This is a genomic window from Stenotrophomonas sp. GD03877, from assembly GCF_029840555.1.
Lineage (GTDB): Bacteria > Pseudomonadota > Gammaproteobacteria > Xanthomonadales > Xanthomonadaceae > Stenotrophomonas > Stenotrophomonas geniculata.
The window spans coordinates 62,183-77,461 of sequence record NZ_JAOCCT010000017.1 but is presented as its reverse complement, the minus strand read 5'-3'; the positions used below and the strand labels follow the sequence as shown (position 1 = coordinate 77,461).

At 68.2% G+C, this 15,279-nt stretch carries 15 protein-coding genes; 8 read left to right on the top strand and 7 right to left on the bottom strand.

Annotation, left to right across the window (positions count from 1 at the left end; translation table 11 throughout):
- The first annotated feature begins 50 nt into the window (after window positions 1-50).
- The 4 genes from N5D20_RS14015 (at window position 51) to N5D20_RS14000 (ending at window position 4,014) form a co-directional block, all read left to right on the top strand.
- Complete coding sequence (locus tag N5D20_RS14015; protein ID WP_197578735.1) at window positions 51-1,160, top strand: S-(hydroxymethyl)glutathione dehydrogenase/class III alcohol dehydrogenase; 1,110 nt, start codon at window positions 51-53, stop codon at window positions 1,158-1,160.
- A gap of 8 nt (window positions 1,161-1,168) precedes the next feature.
- On the top strand, window positions 1,169-1,528 hold the full coding sequence (locus N5D20_RS14010; RefSeq protein WP_197578734.1) for a YqcC family protein: 360 nt from the start codon (window positions 1,169-1,171) through the stop codon (window positions 1,526-1,528).
- A 63-nt stretch (window positions 1,529-1,591) separates the two neighbouring features.
- Entirely contained in the window at window positions 1,592-2,422 is an 831-nt protein-coding gene (gene fghA, locus N5D20_RS14005; RefSeq protein WP_197578733.1) for an S-formylglutathione hydrolase, read from the top strand.
- A 146-nt stretch (window positions 2,423-2,568) separates the two neighbouring features.
- Complete coding sequence (locus N5D20_RS14000) at window positions 2,569-4,014, top strand: GGDEF domain-containing protein (RefSeq protein WP_197578732.1); 1,446 nt, start codon at window positions 2,569-2,571, stop codon at window positions 4,012-4,014.
- A 54-nt stretch (window positions 4,015-4,068) separates the two neighbouring features.
- Here N5D20_RS14000 and N5D20_RS13995 read toward each other — a convergent pair whose 3' ends face one another.
- On the bottom strand, window positions 4,069-4,539 hold the full coding sequence (locus N5D20_RS13995) for a hypothetical protein (RefSeq protein WP_054172490.1): 471 nt from the start codon (window positions 4,537-4,539) through the stop codon (window positions 4,069-4,071).
- A 5-nt stretch (window positions 4,540-4,544) separates the two neighbouring features.
- Entirely contained in the window at window positions 4,545-4,991 is a 447-nt protein-coding gene (locus tag N5D20_RS13990; RefSeq protein ID WP_043400104.1) for a universal stress protein, read from the bottom strand.
- A 156-nt stretch (window positions 4,992-5,147) separates the two neighbouring features.
- Between N5D20_RS13990 and N5D20_RS13985 the strand changes: the two genes are divergently transcribed.
- From N5D20_RS13985 to N5D20_RS13970, 4 genes are all read left to right on the top strand, one after another.
- Window positions 5,148-6,065 carry a LysR family transcriptional regulator gene (locus tag N5D20_RS13985; RefSeq protein ID WP_049435351.1) on the top strand — a complete coding sequence of 306 codons (918 nt, stop codon included), beginning with the start codon at window positions 5,148-5,150 and terminating at the stop codon, window positions 6,063-6,065.
- Between the two features lie 153 nt (window positions 6,066-6,218).
- The gene (locus N5D20_RS13980) at window positions 6,219-7,748 is read left to right on the top strand and encodes an MFS transporter (RefSeq protein ID WP_197578731.1); all 1,530 of its coding nucleotides are present in this window, start codon (window positions 6,219-6,221) and stop codon (window positions 7,746-7,748) included.
- 20 nt (window positions 7,749-7,768) lie between these two features.
- The gene (locus N5D20_RS13975; protein WP_197578730.1) at window positions 7,769-8,851 is read left to right on the top strand and encodes an HlyD family secretion protein; all 1,083 of its coding nucleotides are present in this window, start codon (window positions 7,769-7,771) and stop codon (window positions 8,849-8,851) included.
- Window positions 8,848-10,260: an efflux transporter outer membrane subunit gene (locus N5D20_RS13970; protein ID WP_197578729.1), complete on the top strand. Its 1,413-nt coding sequence runs from the start codon at window positions 8,848-8,850 to the stop codon at window positions 10,258-10,260. The genes N5D20_RS13975 and N5D20_RS13970 overlap by 4 nt, the downstream gene beginning before the upstream one ends.
- A 110-nt stretch (window positions 10,261-10,370) precedes the next feature.
- Here the strand turns inward: N5D20_RS13970 and N5D20_RS13965 are convergent, their stop codons facing one another.
- The 5 genes from N5D20_RS13965 to N5D20_RS13945 form a co-directional block, all read right to left on the bottom strand.
- Window positions 10,371-10,709, bottom strand: coding sequence for a hypothetical protein (locus N5D20_RS13965; protein ID WP_197578728.1), 339 nt, complete (start codon window positions 10,707-10,709; stop codon window positions 10,371-10,373).
- 77 nt (window positions 10,710-10,786) lie between these two features.
- Complete coding sequence (locus N5D20_RS13960; protein WP_197578727.1) at window positions 10,787-11,728, bottom strand: DegV family protein; 942 nt, start codon at window positions 11,726-11,728, stop codon at window positions 10,787-10,789.
- Window positions 11,729-11,823: 95 nt separating this feature from the next.
- Window positions 11,824-12,456 (bottom strand): 2-hydroxychromene-2-carboxylate isomerase, encoded by a 633-nt coding sequence (locus N5D20_RS13955; RefSeq protein ID WP_054172487.1) that lies wholly within the window; start codon window positions 12,454-12,456, stop codon window positions 11,824-11,826.
- Between the two features lie 20 nt (window positions 12,457-12,476).
- On the bottom strand, window positions 12,477-13,760 hold the full coding sequence (locus tag N5D20_RS13950) for an amidohydrolase family protein (protein ID WP_197578726.1): 1,284 nt from the start codon (window positions 13,758-13,760) through the stop codon (window positions 12,477-12,479).
- A complete protein-coding gene (locus N5D20_RS13945; protein WP_197578725.1) occupies window positions 13,760-15,169 on the bottom strand; it encodes an amidohydrolase in 1,410 nt (469 codons plus the stop codon). The genes N5D20_RS13950 and N5D20_RS13945 overlap by 1 nt, the downstream gene beginning before the upstream one ends.
- Window positions 15,170-15,279: the final 110 nt, after the last annotated feature.

The following is a 15,279-nucleotide window of genomic DNA, read 5'->3' as shown; positions in this document are numbered from 1 at the left end:
GCGTCGATCGTCCTGCCATCCCATTCCCGCCTGATCCTGGAGAAGCCACCATGAAGTCCCGTGCCGCCGTCGCCTTTGGTCCCGGCCAGCCGCTGCAGATCGTCGAGATCGACGTCGCCCCGCCGAAGGCGGGCGAAGTGCTGGTCAAGATCACCCACACCGGTGTCTGCCACACCGATGCGTTCACCCTGTCCGGCGATGACCCGGAAGGCCTGTTCCCGGTGGTGCTGGGCCATGAAGGCGCCGGCATCGTGGTGGACGTGGGCGAGGGCGTGACCAGCGTCAAGCCCGGCGACCACGTGATTCCGCTGTACACCGCCGAGTGCGGCGAATGCCTGTTCTGCAAGAGCGGCAAGACCAACCTGTGCGTGTCGGTGCGCGCCACCCAGGGCAAGGGCGTGATGCCCGACGGCACCAGCCGCTTCAGCTACAACGGCGAGCCGCTGTACCACTACATGGGCTGCTCGACCTTCAGCGAGTACACCGTGGTGGCCGAGGTGTCGCTGGCGAAGATCAACCCGGACGCCAACCCGGAACACGTCTGCCTGCTCGGCTGCGGTGTCACCACCGGCATCGGCGCGGTGCACAACACTGCCAAGGTGCAGGAAGGCGACAGCGTGGCGGTGTTCGGCCTCGGCGGCATCGGCCTGGCGGTGATCCAGGGTGCGCGCCAGGCCAAGGCCGGCCGCATCATCGCGGTGGACACCAACCCGTCCAAGTTCGAGCTGGCGCGCGAATTCGGCGCCACCGATTGCATCAACCCAAAGGACTACGACAAGCCGATCCAGCAGGTCATCGTCGAGATGACCACCTGGGGCGTGGACCACAGTTTCGAGTGCATCGGCAACGTCAACGTGATGCGCGCGGCGCTGGAATGCGCGCACCGTGGCTGGGGCCAGAGCGTGGTGATCGGCGTGGCTGGTTCGGGCCAGGAGATCTCCACCCGTCCGTTCCAGCTGGTGACCGGCCGCAAGTGGATGGGCACCGCGTTTGGTGGCGTGAAGGGCCGCAGCCAGCTGCCGGGCATGGTGGAAGACGCGATGAAGGGCGATATCGAACTGGCCCCGTTCGTCACCCACACCATGGACCTGGACAAGATCAACGACGCCTTCGACCTGATGCACGAAGGCAAGTCGATCCGTTCGGTGGTCCACTACTGAGCCGCGTCATGGGCTGGCTGGATGCCCTGCGTCGGCCGCGTGCGGAAGACCCGCGCGCGGCCCTGGTGGCCCCGATCGAGCAGGCGTTGCGTGCGCTGGGCTGGGTAGTGGGCGAGGTGGGGCCAGCGCGTGCGGTGACCTCGGCCTTCGGCAGCGACGATGGCATGCCGTTCGAGCAGTGGCTTGCGCGGGTATTCCTGCCGCGCCTCTACGAGGCGCGCGCGGCCGGGCAGTGGCCGCCGCGCAGCGATGTGGCGGTGGCGGCCTCTCGCAATCTTGATGGGCAGCCTGGCGTCGAACCATTGCTGCGCCTGTTGGCGCAGCTGGATGAACTGATCAACAAAGGCATCCACGCCGCGCGTGGATAAGCCGACCAAGGTCGGCATCTACCAGAAGCACGCGTGCGCTGGCGCGCCGCGCAGGAGAGCACCATGGAACGCATTGAACACCGCGCCTGTTTCGGCGGCTGGCAGGACGTCTACCGCCACCACTCGGCCACGTTGGGCTGCGACATGCAGTTCGCCGTGTACCTGCCGCCGCAGGCGGAAGCGCAGGCGCTGCCGGTGCTGTACTGGTTGAGCGGCCTGACCTGCACCGAGCAGAACGTCATCACCAAGGCCGGCGCGCAGCGCTATGCGGCCGAGCACGGTGTGATCATCGTTGCGCCTGATACCAGCCCGCGCGGCGATGACGTGGCCGATGCCGAAGGCTATGACCTGGGCAAGGGGGCGGGGTTCTACCTCAATGCCACCCGTGCGCCGTGGGCGAAGCACTACCGCATGCACGACTACGTGACACAGGAACTGCCGGCACTGATCGAGGCAAATTTCCCGGTCACCGATGCGCGTGGCATCAGCGGCCACTCGATGGGCGGTCACGGTGCGCTGGTGATCGCGCTGCGCAACCCGGGGCGCTACCGCAGCGTGTCGGCGTTCTCGCCGATCGTTGCACCCAGCCACGTGCCGTGGGGGCAGAAGGCCTTCCACGCCTACCTGGGCGACAACCCGGCGGACTGGGCGCAATGGGATGCCAGCGAGCTGGTCGCCGTGGCCCGTGAGCGCCTGCCGTTGCTGGTCGACCAGGGCGAGGCGGACGAATTCCTGCAGACCCAGCTGCAGCCGCAGCGCCTGCAGCAGGCCTGCGATGCCGCCGGCCATCCGCTGACCCTGCGCCTGCAGCCGGGCTACGACCACAGCTACTACTTCATCGCCAGTTTCATCGGCGAGCACATCGCCCACCACGCCCGCGCCCTGCACGGCTGACGGCCCCCGGAAAAGGGGACGGAGGGGATTAAGTCGCATTTGCCGCTGTGCCGCAAACGACTTAATTCCCTCCGTCCCTTTTTTACGTGGCCGTGGCGCGGGCGGGGCTATGGTGCGCCCATACGGCCTTGCCGATCGGGGGATGCATGCCGGTAGTGCTGGCGCTGCTGTATGTGCTGTGCCATGGCCTGGTCCTGGCCATGTGGCCGGGTCCAGCCGGTGCGGGTTCCTTCGTGTTCCTGACCGGCGCCCCCCTGCTGGCCGCCGCCGCCTGCCTGTGGCGGGCCCGCCGCGATGGCGCCGCGCTGGGTTGGCGTGCCACCGCGCTGGCCCTGCTGCTGTGGGGCGGAGGCATGGCCTTCAACATGGTCGATGCGCTGGGTGCTGGCCGTGCCGATGTCACGCCGCGGGTCAGTCTGTTCCTGTATGTGCTTTACGGTGTGCCGCTGGTGTTCATCCTGGCCCGTGCACGCCGCGAACGGCTCAGCATCAGCCTGATCGACGCGGCCATGGCCGCACTGCTGGGTGTGCTGTTCTTCGTGCACGCGCAATCGTTTGCCGCCCGCATCGATGTTGATGACCACGCGATGGCCAACATGCAGCGCATGTTCGATATCCAGAACCTGTGCATTGCGGCGTTCGCCGTGGTGCGCTGGCTGGTCGGCGACGTTCCTGAGCGGCGCAACTTCTTCCGTGCGCTGGCGATGTACGCCGTCGTCTACCTGCTGGTGGCGTACTACATCAACCACTACACCGAGGAGCAGTCGTTCGGTGCCTACAACGACCTGCTGATCGACCTGCCGTTCCTGCTGCTGGCACTGCTGGCGCTGAGCCGGGCGCCGGCGCCGAGCTTCGTGCTGCATCCACGGCTGGCCCGCACGGTGCAGGCGGCCGGCCCGATGATCCTGCCGCTGCTGCTGCTGGTGGTCGGGACGCTGGTGGTTGACCACGCGCGACCACTGGCGGTCACAGGATTCGTAGTCGCGACGCTGGGCTTCGGCCTGCGCAGCATCCTGCTGCAGGTGGACCTGATGGAGCGGCAGGCTTCGCTGGACCAGCTGGCACGGCAGGATGGCCTCACTGGCGTGGCCAACCGGCGCGAGTTCGATGCACTGCTGTTGGCCGAATGGAACCGCGCGCGGCGGAGTGGCAGCGAACTGGGCCTTCTGTTGCTGGACATCGACCATTTCAAGGTCTTCAACGACCGGCACGGTCATCCTGCCGGGGATCGCTGCCTGCAGGCCGTGGCGGCGATCCTGAAGGCCAGCGCCGGCCGCGCCGGCGACAGTGTTGCGCGCTATGGCGGCGAGGAATTCGCAGTGATCGTGCCGGGAAGCCCGCTGTCGGGCGTACTGGCGCTGGCCGAACGCCTGCGCGAGGCGGTGGAAGCACTGCCACTGCCGGAAGGGTCGGTCAGCATCAGTATCGGTGTGGGCTACCTGCATCCGCCGGCCCTGGCCAGCGCCGACCAGCTGCTGGCAGACGCCGATGCGGGGCTGTATGCGGCCAAGCGTGCCGGCCGCAACCAGGTGATCCTGCATGCGCACGTGCTCGACGACGAAGGCAGTGCGCACGGCAGGATGGATTGCTGAGGGGGACGCGTGATCAGCCCCGATGCAGGATCGCGCACGTGCGGTGCGCACCGGTCATCGTTGCCGCAGCCAGCCGGTGGGGTCGAGCAGCCTCAGTCCGACAGGTGACAATGATCGCTGCCGCAACGGCAGCTTCGCTGCCTGCACGGCGACAGCACAGCGTGCCAGCTGCCGCCGCAGCGGTGCCAGCGAGTCGTCTTCGCGGGGCCGTGCATGCCGCCACTGGGCGATGCGCAGCAGGCAGACCAGCAGGTCCAGTTCGCTGGCGGCAATGAACGGAGAGCCGGCGGGCAACAGGTCGATCGGTGCCGCCGGCGCGGCCAGAAGCGGCAGCAGGTTGATGAACGCGTCGCAGCCTTCAGGATCAAGGCCGAGGCCGCTCAGCTGTGCGAGTCCATCGGCTACAAGATCGGGGTCACGCAGCTGGCGTATCGCCGCCAGCAGCGCCTGCTCGCCACGACCGAACTGGCGGCCGAAGGCACGGTAGCTGACCCGGGTGGGAAACAACGGGGAACGGGAGGCCATGGCAGCTAGGGTTGTGGGTCGCGGGTTTCCACCAGCACGGGGCAGGGGGCGTGATCGATGGTCCATTGCCCGATCGAGGGTTCGAACAGGCGCTCCAGCCGGGACAGGTGGCGGTGGCCGATCACGATCAGGTCGCACTTCAGGCGCCTGGCCTGGTCGCTGATGACTTCGCCGGGGTCGCCGGAGGGGATCTGCGCGATGGCATCGACGCCGCGCTCGCGCAGCTCGGCCAGGGCTTCGGCCAGCACCGCCTCGGCGCGGGAGCGCTGGCGGGCGGCTTCCGGATACTCGATGCGGTCGGCTTCGCTGGCATCGGCCGCCAGCGCGAATTCGGGGTCGAGCACGCACAGCAGGTGCAGGCGGCTGCGGGGGCCGGCAATGGCCGCGGCCAGGTCCAGCACGCGCGCGTGCTGGGGGCCACCGTCCAGGGCGACCAGCAGGGTATTGAACATGGATGTCTCCTTTGCAGGCCGGGGATGGTCGCCGATGTCATCGCGCGCACCCATGCCGTGCGCGGCAGTCAATGAATGCGCCAGACGCAATCCATGGAGGCCAGGAGTGCCGTAGAGTCATCCGGCTTACTGGAGAATGCTTCACTGGAGACTGTCATGCCCCTGCCGGACCTGAACCTGTTGCTGGCACTGGACGTGCTGATCGACGAATGCAGCGTGGCCGCCGCCGCGCGGCGGATGAACCTGAGCGCGCCGGCGATGAGCCGTACCCTGGGCCGGATCCGCACCGCCCTGGGCGACCCGGTGCTGGTGCGTGCCGGCCGCGGGCTGGCGCCCACGCCGCGCGCCCTGCAGCTGCGTGAGCAGGTCCGCGACGTGATCGAGCAGGCCCACCGCGTCTTCAATGCCGGTCGCGAGATCGACCTGCGCACCCTGGAGCGCACCTTCAATGTCCGCGCCAATGATGTCTTCATCGGTGGATTCGGCGGACGCCTGCGTGAACTGTTCCGCCAGCAGGCGCCGCGCGCGGTGCTGCGCTTCGTGCCCGAGGGCGATACCGACGACGATGCGATGGCGCAGGGCCGGATCGACCTGTACATCAGCACCGCCGGCAAGCACGCGCCCGACACCAAGGTGCAGAACCTGTTCAGTACCTCGTTCATGGGCGCCGCGCGCGAAGACCATCCACTGTTCGACGAGGAGATCAGTGCCGAGCGCTTTGCCGCGTGCGACCACATCGCGGTGTCGCGCCGTGGCCTGCCACGTGGGCCGATCGATGATGACCTGGCCACGCTCGGCCTGCAGCGCCGCGTGGCGCTGATCAGCCCGACTTTCCACGGTGCGATTTTCGCGGCGGCCGAATCAGACCTGATCCTGCCTCAGATGCCAAGCGTGATGCTGGAGCGGATCGTCAACATGCGCCTGCCGTTGCGCCTGTTCCCGCTGCCGATTCCGGTGCGGACCGCGGCCATCGTGCAAGCCTGGCATCCGCGCCTGGACAACGACGCCGCGCACCAGTGGTTGCGGCGCTCGATCAAGACCATGTGCGAAAGCGCAGGGGAGGCCTCGCGCTGACATCTGCATGCGTGCGCCTGGTGCACGCCTGGGATGCGGGTCGCGCCATTTTTCGCAGGGTACCGGCTCCCTAGACTGCGCTCCCCGGAGTTTCACTGAGCGCATTCCAATGACCCCCAATATGCCGTGCACTGCACGGATCGGTGCCCGGCGATGAGTACGCCGGCCGCCGCTGTCCCGGCCGCTGCAGCGCCCCGTCCTGCCGCCGCCCCCGGGCTCGACCGCCGCGTTCTGGTCGGCCTGTGTGGCGTGCTGCTGGCGGTGCTGGTGTCGGGCTTCAACGAGAACATCACCAAGGTCGCCCTGGCCGACATCCGTGGCGCGATGGGTTTCAGCGTCGATGACGGCAGCTGGATCGTCGCCCTCTACAGCGCGATGTCGGTCAGTGCGATGGCCTTCGCGCCGTGGTGTGCCGCCACCTTCTCGCTGCGTCGTTTCGCGCTGGCGATGATCGGTGGCTTCATGGTGCTGGGCGTGCTGTGCCCGCTCGCCCCGAACCTGCAAGTGTTCCTGCTGCTGCGTGCATTGCAGGGCCTGTGCGGTGGTGCACTGCCGCCGTTGCTGATGAGCGTGGCGCTGCGCTTCCTGCCGCCGGGCATCAAGCTGTACGGCCTGGCCGGCTACGCGCTGACGGCGACGTTCGGCCCGAGCATGGGCACGCCGCTGGCCGCGTTCTGGGTCGAGCAGGTGGGCTGGCACTGGGCGTTCTGGCAGATCGTGCCGTACTGCCTGGCCGCCATGGTGATGGTCAGCTGGGGCCTGCCACAGGACCCGCTGCGGCTGGAACGCTTCGCCCAGTTCGATACGGTCGGCCTGCTGCTCGGCCTGCCAGCACTGGTGCTGCTGGTACTGGGCCTGGTGCAGGGTCCGCGCCTGAACTGGTTCGACTCGCCGATGATCACGCTGATGATCGGGGGCGGCGCCGGCCTGATGGTGCTGTTCATGATCAATGAATGGTTCCACCCCTTGCCGTTCTTCAAGCTGCAACTGCTGGCCAACCGCAATCTCAGCTACTCGCTGGTGACGCTGGGCGGCGTGCTGTTCGTGCTGCTGGCGGTGATCTCCATCCCGTCCGCCTTCCTGGCCAGCGTGCAGGGCTACCGGCCGCTGCAGACGGCACCGATGCTGCTGTGGGTGGCACTGCCGCAGGTGATCGCGCTGCCGCTGGTGGCGGCGCTGCTGAACATCCGCGCGGTGGACTGCCGCTGGGTGCAGGCCACCGGCCTGGCGATGCTGGCGCTGGCCTGCTGGCTGGGCTCGCACCTGGACGTGGCCTGGATCCGCGACAACTTCCTGTGGGTGCAGCTGCTGCAGGTGTTCGCACAACCGATGGCGGTGCTGCCGCTGCTGATGCTGGCCACCGGCGGCCTGGCGCCGCAGGACGGCCCATTTGCCTCGGCGTGGTTCAACACGGTCAAGGGTTTCGCTGCGGTGCTCGCCAGCGGCGTACTGGATGCCGTCGCCCAAGGCCGCCGTCATTTCCATTCCACCGTGCTGGTCGACCGCCTGGGCGAGCAACCGTGGCTGGCCGATGGCCCGCAGCTCGGCGCGCGCCTGCATGCACAGGTGCAGGCGCTGACCTCGGCCGACCTGTACTGGGTGGTCGCACTGGTGGCGCTGGCCTTCATTCCCCTCATTGCCTGGATGCCCACCCGCATCCACCCGCCACGTGCAGTGGCCTGAACCTTTCGCAGGAACCCCTCATGACGATCAATCGAACCACTCTCCACACCGGCCTGGGCCTGGGCGTACTGGCCCTGGCCATCGGCGCCTGGCTGCTGCTGCGCGATGGCGGCCACCAGAGCACCAACAATGCGTACGTGGTGGCTGACTACACTCTGGTGGCGCCGAAAATTCCCGGCTTCGTCAGTGCCGTGGAAGTAGAAGACAACCAGTCGGTGAAGGCCGGCGACGTGCTGGCCCGCATCGACGACCGTGACTACCAGGTCGCCCTGCAGGCGGCCCGTGCCGACCTTGCCAATGCCCGGGCACAGCTCGCCAACGCGCAGGCCGCACTGGCCCAGCAGGATTCGCTGATCGAGCAGGCCAGGGCCAGTGTCGATGTCAGCCGTTCCGAACTGACCCTGGCCAGTGCCGACCAGCAGCGCTACCGCGAACTGGCCCGTGACGGCGCCGGAACCGTACAGAACGCGCAGCAGGCGCAGTCGAAGCAGGCCGTGGCCAGTGCCCACCTGCAGCAGGGCCAGGCGGCGCTGTCGACCGCGCGCCAGCGCACCGACATCCTGACCGCCGGTGTGCAGGCTGCGCAGGCCGCGGTGCAACGCGCGGAAGCGGCGCAGGCCCGCGCCGAACTGGATCTGTCGCACACCGTGCTGCGTGCACCGATCGACGGCATGGTCGGTCGTCGTGCAGTGCGCGTAGGTGCCTACCTGACCCCGGGCACCCCGGTGGCCGCAGTGGTGCCGCTGAAGCGTGCCTTCGTGGTCGCCAACTTCCAGGAAACACAGATGACCCGCATGCAGGCCGGCCAGCAGGTCGAACTGAAGGTGGACGTGTTCCCGGGCAAGCCGCTGCGCGGGCACATCGACAGCATCGCGCCGGCCACCGGCGTCACCTTCGCCGCTGTCGCACCGGAAAATGCCACCGGCAACTTCACCAAGGTGGTGCAGCGCATTCCGGTGAAGATCGTGCTGGAGCCGGGTCAGCCGCTGCTGGACCAGCTGCGTGCCGGCATGTCGGTGGAAGCCAGTGTCGACCTGGGCAGCCGTGCACGCGCGCAGAGCGTGCAGCACAGTCCGGGCCATGCGGCCGGGGAGGGTGCATGAGCGCAGTCACCTTGTTCCGCACCTTCGTTGCGGCCAGCCTGTGCACGGCCCTGGCTGCCTGCACGATGGGCCCGGACTTCGTACGCCCACAGGCGGAACTGCCCAGTCACTGGCAGGGCGAGGCCGTCGCCGGCAATGCCATCGATCAGGACGCTGCCTGGTGGGCTGGTTTCGACGACCCGTTGCTGGGCCAGCTGGCCAGCCAGGTGCTGGAGGCCAACCTGGATCTGCAGCTGGCGGCCAACCGCGTGCAGCAGAGCCGCGCCGCGCGAGGCATCAGCGCTGCCGACCGTCTGCCCAGCGTCAGCGCAACCGCCAGCGGCGCACGCGCACGCAACAGCGAGGTGGGCTTGAACGATCCGTCCGGCAACGGCGGTCGTGATGACTATGGGCTGTTCCAGGCCGGCATCGGCCTGAGCTGGGAACTGGATCTGTGGGGGCGCGTGCGCCGCCAGGTGGAAGCCGCCGATGCACGCGTGCGGATGGCCGAGGAGGATGCACATGCAGTGCGCATCGCGCTGCTGGCGGAAACCGCGCGTGATTACCTGCAGCTGCGCGCGACGCGGCAGCTGCTGGCGATCACCGAGGACAACCTCAGCATCGCCCACGACATCAAGCGCCTGACCGAAGCACGCCAACGTCAGGGCGTGGCCAGCACGCTGCAGGTGTCCAGCGCGTCAGCGCAGGTAGCATCGCTGCAGGCACGCATCGCGCCGCTGCGGCATCGTGAATCGCAGCTGCGCAATGCACTGGCGTTCCTGCTGGCGCAGCCTCCGCAGGCACTGGATACGCAGCTGCAGAATGCACGCCGTGACTGGCCCGCACTGCCGGCCGTGGCGGTGGGGCTGCCCAGCGAACTGGCCGAGCGTCGCCCGGACATCCGCCGTGCCGAAGCGGCGTTGCATGCCGCAACGGCCGGCATCGGCGTGGCCAAGGCCAGTTTCCTGCCGCGTATCACCTTGAATGGCGACGCTGGCTTCCAGGCCAAGCAGCTGGATGATCTGGATGGCTGGAACGCACACCGTTTCAGCATCGGGCCGTCGATCAGCCTGCCGATCTTCCAGGGCGGCCGGCTGAAGGCCAACCTCGCGTTGAGCAAGCTGCAGCAGCAACAGTCGTCGCTGCAGTTCCAGCGCACGGTGCTGCAGGCCTGGCATGAAGTGGACGATGCCATCGATGGTTACGCCGCCGAACAGCAGCGCACCGTGCAGCTGCACGTGGCGGTGGACGAAAGCGAGACCGCGCTGGGTGCGGCGCGCCGGCAGTACCAGGCCGGCGTGGTCGACATGCTGGACGTGCTGACCACCCAGCGCATCGCGCTGGACAACCAGGCCGCGCTGGCCAACAGCCAGGCCACGGCCGCGATCGCACGGGTGGAGCTGTACCGCGCGCTGGGCGGTGGCTGGTAGGGAAATGGAAACGCCGGGCCATGCCCGGCGGTTCATCGGTAGTTGCCAACCTTGGTTGGCAGCTTTTTTCAGAAGCGCCAACCAAGGTTGGCAACTACCAGAGCATGGCCTCAACGCACGTCGCGCAGTTCCCAGTGGCTGCCGGCCAGCAGGCGCAGGCGCTGCTTGAACACGTCACTGTCGATGCGGGTGGTGGCGACGAGGTTGATGCGCAGGTCCTTCTGCTCGCCGGTCACGGTGGCATCCGGGTCGGTCACGCCCCACTGCGTTTCCACCGCATCCGGGTCGGGCTGCTTGGCCTTCCAGCGCTCGAACAGCGTGCCGCTGCGCAGGGCGTCCTGCAGCTCTTCGGCGAAACCGGCGGCGCCCTGCGAATGGAAGGACAGGTCAGGATCGTTGCCTCGGGCCTTGGACGGGTCGGGCAGGCTGATGTGGTACTGCGCAGGCATGGAGTTCTCCTTGAAGTGCGGCAAGACTGGCACAACCGCGGTGGAATCGATGTGCAGAATCCGGCCGTGGCCGGCGCTCATTCGAACCGATGCAGCCCATCGGCGAAGCCCACGGTGACCGCGCCCTTGCCGACGTTGACCATGCCGGTCAGGCTCATCACCGATTCGTACACGGTCACGCCGTGGCCGGCGCAGACCTCCTTCATCTGTGCATAGCCGGGCAGGGTGCGCAGCTCGTCCAGTTCGCCGCCGTAGCTGACGCACACCGTCGGTGTCATCAGCCCGGCACGCACACGTTGGCCGACCACCGCGAAAAGCTTCTGCACGGCGTTGTCGAAGCCCTTGATCTTGGCCACCGGCCCGGTCTCGCCGCGGTAGCCATGCAGCACCGGCTTGATGTCCAGTGCGCTGCCCAGCGCGGCGCTGAGCAGGCCGACACTGCGGTCGCCCTTGTGCCGCGCACGCGCGCGCATGTAGTACAGGTCACGGGTGACCATGTAGCCGTGCACGTTGCTGGCCAGTTCCTCCAGCCGCTCACGGATCTGCTGCACGCTGGCATTGCTGTCGCGCAGGCGCACGGCTTCCACCGCGGTCACCGCCTGGGCAGCGAACAGGTTCTGGGTATCGAGCACGCGCAGCGCGAACGGCGAGTTGTAGCCCGCTGCCTGACGCACCGGCTTGTAGTCGTTGAGGATGGCGAAGCTGGCCTGCAGCGCGTTGTCATGGATCGGGCTGCGGGTCTTGGTGATGGTCATGCAGAACACGTGGTCGTAGTCGATCACCAGCTGCTGCAGGAACAGGTCGCGGATCTGGTTGACGCTGAAGGGGATGGTTTCCGCCTCCGCGCCGTGCTCGGCCACGTGCGCGTGCAGGAAGCTCAGCGTGGCCTGCTCATCGCGGTGATCGGCCAGCACGGCTTCGCCGATCCGTACGGTGATCGGCAGCAGCACGATGTTGTGTGTGGCGATGAAGTCCGGTGGCAGGTCGCAGGCCGAGTCGACGACGATTCCGATGCGCATCCGCGGCTCCCCCTCCAGGGCGGTTGTAGGTTCGGAAACGTGAAATCTATCTCAAATCCCAGCCCGGCGCGCGAGGGAAACGCGCCACGCCCTGTTCAGCGACTGCGCTGCACCGCCACCGGCAGGTTGGCCAAGCGCTGCCATTCGGGCTGCCGCAGCAGGCCCGGATCGGCCAGCACCGCCGCCATCAGCGGATGCGCGTCGTTGCCCCAGAACAGGTCGTCGCCGATGGCCAGGGTGGGGACCCCGAACACGCCGGCCGCGATCGCGACCTCCGTGTTGCGCCGCAGCTGCTCCTTCACTGCAGGCCCGGCAATGGCGGATGCGACATCCTCGATGCCCAGCCGTGCGCCGGGTTCGCGCAGGGCTTCGGCGCTGTCGGCCGCGTTGCCGTCGCGCCAGATCCAGTCGAACAGTACGTCCACCGCCTGCACGCTGGAACCGGCGGCCAGGCACAGGCGCAGGGCGGACAGCGGGTTGAACGGATGGCCGGGCGGGAACCGCAGCGGTGTTCCCTCGGCCTGTGCGGTCCACAGCAGCTGGCGGTAGATGAAGCGGCGCTTGGCCGGAATCTCGGCCGGCCCGAGGTTGCCCAGGTGATGCAGCACCGCACCGAAGGCGATCGGCACGGTCTGGATCTGCGCGAACTGCGGCAGCTGCTTCAGCTTCTGCCAGTGCAGGTAGGAGTAAGGCGAAACGAAGTCGAAGTACCACCGCAGTGTCGCCATCGGTGTGTCCTCGTGTGCGGTCAGGGCTGCGCGTTGCGCTGCAGGTAGCGGTCGCGCAGGTCGGTCTGGCGCGAGCGCATCGGCATCGCACGGCCGCCCAGCCAGACCTGCTCGGCATAGTGCGCCACGTCCAGCGGGTCGCCCTCCCACAGCACCAGGTCGGCCCGCTTTCCAGGCTCGATGCTGCCGATCTGGTCGGCCACGCCGAACGCCTGTGCCGGCACCCGGGTCAGCCCGGCCAGGCCATCGGCCCACGGCAAACCGTTGGCCACCGCGTTGCCAGCCAGCTGGCGCATCTTGCGTGCATTGTGGGTGGCGTCGCCGCGCTGCACGAACGACACCGGCACGCCGGCGCGTTGCAGGCGTGCGGCATTTTCCAGGGTGGCGCCGATCTGGTCGAAGCTGGCCGGCAGGTTGGACAGCACGTCGACGAACACCGGCACCTGTGCGGCGGCCAGCTCCGGCGCGACCTGCCACGCTTCGCTGGCACCGGCGATGGCGATCTTCACCTTCTCGCGCGCGGCCCAGCGCAGCAGCTGGCGGATGTCCGAGGCACGATCGACCTCCACCACGATGCGGCCCTGGCCGGCCAGATAGCGGCTGAGCGTGCGGCGCCCGGCCGCGGTCAGCAGCGCATGCGGCGAGTCCGCTGCCACCTGTCCGCGTGCTTCATCGACCATCTGCTGCAGCAGCATCCATTGCGCGGCGCGCGAATGCCCGGTCAGCTCCGATGCCGCCGAGCCCAGGCGCAGGAACAGCGCGCGCGGACCGATGGGGTCGACGCTGCCGTCCAGCCGCATCACGCCCCCCTGGCCGGCCACGAAGCCGCCACCGGTGGCGGCGCCGAGTGCGGTGAAGCCGAAGCCCTCCAGCCGCGTCACCGGGATCAGCACCGAGGCCGGGTTGTAGGCAAGGGTGACATCGAATTCCGGGCGCAGCGGCTGCTCACCGAGCTTCAGCGAACTGTCCACCGTGCTTGATTCACCCGAGACCTCTTCGATGCCGGTCTCGGTGATGCCCCCGAACAGGGCCGGGGTCAGCGGCCGCCCATTGGCTTCGACCACGGTCGCTCCGGCCGGTGCGGACAGGCCGGTGCCGACTGCGCGGATGACGCCGCCCTGCACCAGCACATCGGCGTTCTGCAGGCTGCCGCGTGCGCTGGCGGTGTGCACCGTCGCGTTGCGCACCAGCAGGTCCTGCGCCTGTGCGGATGCCGAGATGCAGGCCAGCACCATGACAGTAGAGCCGAGCCATGCTCGGCTGCCCTTCGCGGCAGACTGCGCCAACTGCTTGAGCACCATCATCAGCGCACCTCCTGGCCAAGCTGGAAATCGGAACGCGGCGTCGCTGCCGGTGCACTGCGGTCGTACAGCCTGCGGCCATCAATGAAGACCTGCTCAGCCAGTGCGTACGAACTGAAGGGGTTGCCGTTCCACACCACCACATCGGCCATCTTGCCGGCTTCCAGGGTGCCGGTCTGGCCCTCGATGCCCAGCGCCTTGGCGGCGTTGGCGGTCATCCAGGTGATGGCGTGCTCGGGCGTGATCTCCGGCATGCGCGCGCGGCGCGCGGACGCCATTACCTTGGCCGCTTCCTGGTTGAGGCGCTGGATGCCTTCGGGTGAATCGGAATGGACGATGGCACAGCTGTTCTTCGGCCGGTCGACCAGCGCGATGTTCTCGGGAATGCCGTCGAAGGCTTCCATCTTGAAGCCCCACCAGTCGGCCCAGAGTGCGCCGCAGACGCCGTCGGCGGCCAGCCGGTCGGCCAGCTTGTAGGCCTCCACGCCGTGGTGAAAAGCGGCCACCTTGAAGCCGAATTCCTTGGCCAGATCGAGCATGGTGGCCATCTCGTCGGCGCGGTAGCAGTGGATGTGCACGCGGATGTCGCCTTCGATGGCGCCGGCCAGCGTGTCCAGCTTGAGATCGCGCTTGCCGCCTGCATCCCCGGCGCTGTCGCCCTTGTCGCTGCCGAACCAGCCCTTGCGCTTGGCCGGCTTGGGCGTGTTCTTGGCGATGTAGTCGGCGGCATCGATGAAGGCGGCACGGTAGCCGGCCACGTTGCCCATGCGCGTGGCCGGTGTGACGCCCTTGCCTTCGCCATAGACCCGCTTGGGGTTCTCGCCGCAGGCCATTTTCAGGCCCCAGGGTGCACCGGGGAACTTCATCGCCTGATAGGTGACGGCCGGGACGTTCTTCAGGGTCACGCCGCGGCCACCCACCAGGTTGGCCGAGCCGGGCAGCACCTGCATGCTGGTCACGCCGCCGGCCAGTGCGGTGGCGAAGCCGGGGTCCTGCGGCCACACCGAGTGTTCGGCCCAGACGTTGGCGGTGACCGGCGCGGTCATCTCGTTGCCGTCGCTGTGCGCGCCGACGCCCGGGCTGGGGTACACGCCCAGGTGCGAGTGCACGTCGATCAGGCCGGGGGTGACCCACTTGCCCTGCGCATCGATGCGGGTGACACCGGCATCGGCCTGCAGCTGGCGGCCGACGGCAACGACGCGGCCGTCGCGCAGCAGCACGTCGGCGTTGTCCAGGCGCTGGCCGGTGCCGGTCAGCACGGTGGCGTTCTGGATCAGTACCGGCGCATCGGGATGCGCCTGGTAGGTGCTGGGGTAGGGATCGGCGACGAAGCGCGAGGCGCCCACCGCCGGAGCCGTACTCAATGAAAGCAGTGCCAGGGCCACCCCGGCGCGCAACAACGTCGATGCCATGCAGTTCCCCTTGCAGCCTGGTCCAACCGCCGACGCTAGCCCGGAGGCGGCGGGCTTGCCAAGTGACCTTCTTCACAGGCCTGCCGACGGTAGCTCGACGGCACCGGCCG

What these genes read in the sequence shown, in the direction of transcription:
- N5D20_RS13975 (WP_197578730.1), top strand. Translation starts at nt 7,769, where the DNA reads ATGACGATCAATCGAACCACTCTCCACACCGGCCTGGGCCTGGGCGTA.
- N5D20_RS13985 (WP_049435351.1), top strand. Translation starts at nt 5,148, where the DNA reads ATGCCCCTGCCGGACCTGAACCTGTTGCTGGCACTGGACGTGCTGATC.
- N5D20_RS13950 (WP_197578726.1), bottom strand. Translation starts at nt 13,760, where the DNA reads ATGATGGTGCTCAAGCAGTTGGCGCAGTCTGCCGCGAAGGGCAGCCGA.
- N5D20_RS13990 (WP_043400104.1), bottom strand. Translation starts at nt 4,991, where the DNA reads ATGTTCAATACCCTGCTGGTCGCCCTGGACGGTGGCCCCCAGCACGCG.
- N5D20_RS14015 (WP_197578735.1), top strand. Translation starts at nt 51, where the DNA reads ATGAAGTCCCGTGCCGCCGTCGCCTTTGGTCCCGGCCAGCCGCTGCAG.
- N5D20_RS14000 (WP_197578732.1), top strand. Translation starts at nt 2,569, where the DNA reads ATGCCGGTAGTGCTGGCGCTGCTGTATGTGCTGTGCCATGGCCTGGTC.
- N5D20_RS13980 (WP_197578731.1), top strand. Translation starts at nt 6,219, where the DNA reads ATGAGTACGCCGGCCGCCGCTGTCCCGGCCGCTGCAGCGCCCCGTCCT.
- N5D20_RS13960 (WP_197578727.1), bottom strand. Translation starts at nt 11,728, where the DNA reads ATGCGCATCGGAATCGTCGTCGACTCGGCCTGCGACCTGCCACCGGAC.
- N5D20_RS13970 (WP_197578729.1), top strand. Translation starts at nt 8,848, where the DNA reads ATGAGCGCAGTCACCTTGTTCCGCACCTTCGTTGCGGCCAGCCTGTGC.
- N5D20_RS14010 (WP_197578734.1), top strand. Translation starts at nt 1,169, where the DNA reads ATGGGCTGGCTGGATGCCCTGCGTCGGCCGCGTGCGGAAGACCCGCGC.
- N5D20_RS13965 (WP_197578728.1), bottom strand. Translation starts at nt 10,709, where the DNA reads ATGCCTGCGCAGTACCACATCAGCCTGCCCGACCCGTCCAAGGCCCGA.
- N5D20_RS13995 (WP_054172490.1), bottom strand. Translation starts at nt 4,539, where the DNA reads ATGGCCTCCCGTTCCCCGTTGTTTCCCACCCGGGTCAGCTACCGTGCC.
- fghA (WP_197578733.1), top strand. Translation starts at nt 1,592, where the DNA reads ATGGAACGCATTGAACACCGCGCCTGTTTCGGCGGCTGGCAGGACGTC.
- N5D20_RS13945 (WP_197578725.1), bottom strand. Translation starts at nt 15,169, where the DNA reads ATGGCATCGACGTTGTTGCGCGCCGGGGTGGCCCTGGCACTGCTTTCA.
- N5D20_RS13955 (WP_054172487.1), bottom strand. Translation starts at nt 12,456, where the DNA reads ATGGCGACACTGCGGTGGTACTTCGACTTCGTTTCGCCTTACTCCTAC.